Source organism: Hydrocoleum sp. CS-953 (genome assembly GCF_002260545.1).
In the GTDB taxonomy this organism is placed as follows: domain Bacteria; phylum Cyanobacteriota; class Cyanobacteriia; order Cyanobacteriales; family Microcoleaceae; genus Trichodesmium.
The window spans coordinates 1-2889 of record NZ_LGSU01000365.1 but is presented as its reverse complement, the minus strand read 5'-3'; the positions used below and the strand labels follow the sequence as shown (position 1 = coordinate 2889).

The 2889-nt window shown below is 32.2% G+C and carries 3 protein-coding genes; 2 read left to right on the top strand and 1 reads right to left on the bottom strand.

The window, feature by feature from the left end:
* Positions 1-188: hypothetical protein (locus tag AFK68_RS38030; RefSeq protein ID WP_210407203.1), on the top strand; the 188-nt coding region annotated here is incomplete at its 5' end.
* A 36-nt stretch (positions 189-224) separates the two neighbouring features.
* Positions 225-812 (top strand): dual specificity protein phosphatase family protein, encoded by a 588-nt coding sequence (locus AFK68_RS03455; RefSeq protein WP_094671607.1) that lies wholly within the window; start codon positions 225-227, stop codon positions 810-812.
* A 404-nt stretch (positions 813-1216) separates the two neighbouring features.
* Here AFK68_RS03455 and AFK68_RS03450 read toward each other — a convergent pair whose 3' ends face one another.
* Positions 1217-1645 carry a hypothetical protein gene (locus AFK68_RS03450; protein ID WP_094671606.1) on the bottom strand — a complete coding sequence of 143 codons (429 nt, stop codon included), beginning with the start codon at positions 1643-1645 and terminating at the stop codon, positions 1217-1219.
* Positions 1646-2889 lie beyond the last annotated feature (1244 nt).

The following is a 2889-nucleotide window of genomic DNA, read 5'->3' as shown; positions in this document are numbered from 1 at the left end:
ATTATAGATATCAAATAAACAATTTCATACCCCTATTCCCTATTCCTTATTCCCTGACTTCTGCAAGAAGTCTATTGAAGTTATCTACAAAATTAATAATATATAACTCTCCACCTGGGGAGCGATCGCCTAAAATATCTCTCCATATATTGACTATTCAAAATTCCTCTGCTAAAACAAAGGCATAAATATTAATAGTATCCTTATTTGTAGCTAATGTAGAGATGATTAAACAACTCAAAAATTCTGACAATGACCCCATTAATGTCGATTTCTTAACACCAGAAGTAGTAAAATTAAAGGGTAAAATTGGTATGACCTTGGCTCCAGGTAAGAAAAATTTTGGGATGCACTTAGATTGGGATCGAGATTTGAATAAAGACTTATTACGACTACGTTTAGACTATGAGACAGATATATTAATAACACTTCTAGAAGAACATGAATTAGAAGAAATACAAATTTCTAACCTGGGAAAAGTAGCAGAAGCACAAGGAATAAAAAGTATAAGATTTCCCATTAAAGATCGAAGTATTCCTACCTCAATATATGACTTTATTAATCTGATTAATAATATTCTGAAAGTAGTAACAGAAGGACAAACAGTAATAATTCATTGTAAAGCTGGATTAGGACGTACCGGAACAGTTACTGCTTGTTGTTTAGTAGCTTTAGGTTATTCAGCAGTTGAGGCGATCGCTACAGTTAGAGAAACCCGGCAATATACAATCGAAACTAAGCAACAAGAAAATTTTGTTTTCCAATTTTATCAAGAATTAACTTCAGCAAAACTAGCACTTTCACCACTTTGATAAATTGGTTAATTTGATATTTTTTTGGGAGGTATAACTCAGTCTAATTCCAGTTAAATTTCATCTAATAAATAAAGTCTCAAGTCTCCGCTTGAATAGGGGATGAAAAAAATCAACTTCAGTATTTCAATCCTCCTCATAAAACCGGAGTTACTGTTAACTGAAATGACTGCCCTCCCAATTACAGCAGTTTCCGAAGCTATGAGGTAAAGTTGTTTTTATTCTTTTCTATTCCCTAATTCCCTATTCCCTATTCCCTGTTCCCTCAAAACTAAAATTTTGTACCTCATAACAACGGGAAGCGCTGTATTATATATTGAAAAAAATCAACAATAATTGGCAAATATTTCTTGTGATTTGTAGATGCCGAGGGTCCTGAATTTCATCTTACTATATTAGCTTAATTATGGTTGTTTTAATAATTCTGCCCGGATACAACCTTTTTCCCATTTCCAGTTAGGTAGAGATTTTTGGGGCAGAAAAATTGCCCAAATTGAACCTTCAGGACTTTTATAAAAACCTGTAATTTCAGCTTCTACCTCACTACTCCACGGTGCTGATACTAAAATTTTATCTCCCGAACTAAAAACTTTTCCGTTAGCATTAGTCGCTTGTTGAATAGATTCTTTTAACTTTGGTTTACCTGGTTTTCTAGGTCTTTGTGGTTTATTCGGTTGATTTGTACTTTCTCTTCTTAATGAGGTGCTTTTTACTGGAGTAGGTTTTTCTAGTTTGGACTCAGTTTTTTCGCGCAGCGTCTCCTTAGCAGAATTAGGTTCAATTGACTGTTTTGGTCTAACAGGTCTGTTGATTGCTATTATTTCGTGACTCATCCACTTAACTCCCTATACCTGATTTTAGCGATCTTTCTATCTATGATAGCACTACTGAAATTTGGCTTTTGTTTTTGGTGGCCTAAATCATTATTTAGACTTCCATATTACATTTTTTACCAGAATAAATTTATGTTCTGGAGTAACAAATTCCCCGGAATTAATTATTAAGGGTTATTGTTAGAGACTGTTAATCAAACAAATATTAAGACAGTCAGAATAGTCAATCCCGGTGGATGACAGCGGACAGCTTTTTTATAGGATGAGAAAGAGTTTATATTCCGGCATTTTCATATCGGCAATAACCAAAACCCACCCTAAATCAGAATTTAACTCTAATTTAATAAACTGTTTCTTAGACTTCTAACTTTCCGTGTTTAAATCAGGAAATTTTCTTGATTGAGATTATTTTTACTTGATTTTTACTATGCTACGCATTCATGTCACGCAGCGTTTGACTAAGCAACATATTTGCGGAGTATTCCGGAATGGAAAAAACGAAATTGTGGGTAAGCAAAACAGTTTTTTGATAATTAAGTAAGGATTTGTTTAATAGCATTTATCAAAAGTAATGCTACACTTGGAAAATGCCAAAATAACCATCAAAATAACAAATAAAAACTTAGATAACGTCAATAAATAATATTTATAAATATCAAATATAAGTCTAGCAAAGTTTTTGATAATTGAGATAAGAACACTTACAACAGTTTCCGAAGTTATGAGGTACATATAGCAATTCCCAAAGTTATTAGGTACAGTTTTTTTCTTTCTTTTCTATCCCTATTTCCCGTTCGCTGTTATCTCTTCCCTCAAACCTAAAATTTTGTACCTCATAACAACAGGAAGGGCTGTATATTAACTGATTAGCTTTTATTTATAGTAAACATTATCTAAAATATATCAATAATAATTTATAATTTCAAGATAATACTTAGTAATTATAATAAGTGCTTAAGTTTGCAGTTACGACCTAGGATGCAAGTTAAAATCTGACAAATATTTGCGCAACATTCCGCAGGAAATACTTACCGAATAATGAATAATTAATAGTTAATAATTAATAATTAGGAGTTGATAGTCAATTGATTATTCATCCCACATTCCGCACGTCAAGTTGTAACATTAAAAGTAGTATTAAAATCGGTGGCTTGCTAGGTATTTATACTATGTAAATCATCTTCATTGACTTTTCTCCTGAGTCAAATTCTGAGGATATTTTAAGCATAAATACTTACTTGATT

Bases quoted from the DNA above. Each gene is read 5' to 3' on its own strand.
- AFK68_RS03450 (WP_094671606.1), bottom strand. From the start codon at position 1,645: ATGAGTCACGAAATAATAGCAATCAACAGACCTGTTAGACCAAAACAG.
- AFK68_RS03455 (WP_094671607.1), top strand. From the start codon at position 225: ATGATTAAACAACTCAAAAATTCTGACAATGACCCCATTAATGTCGAT.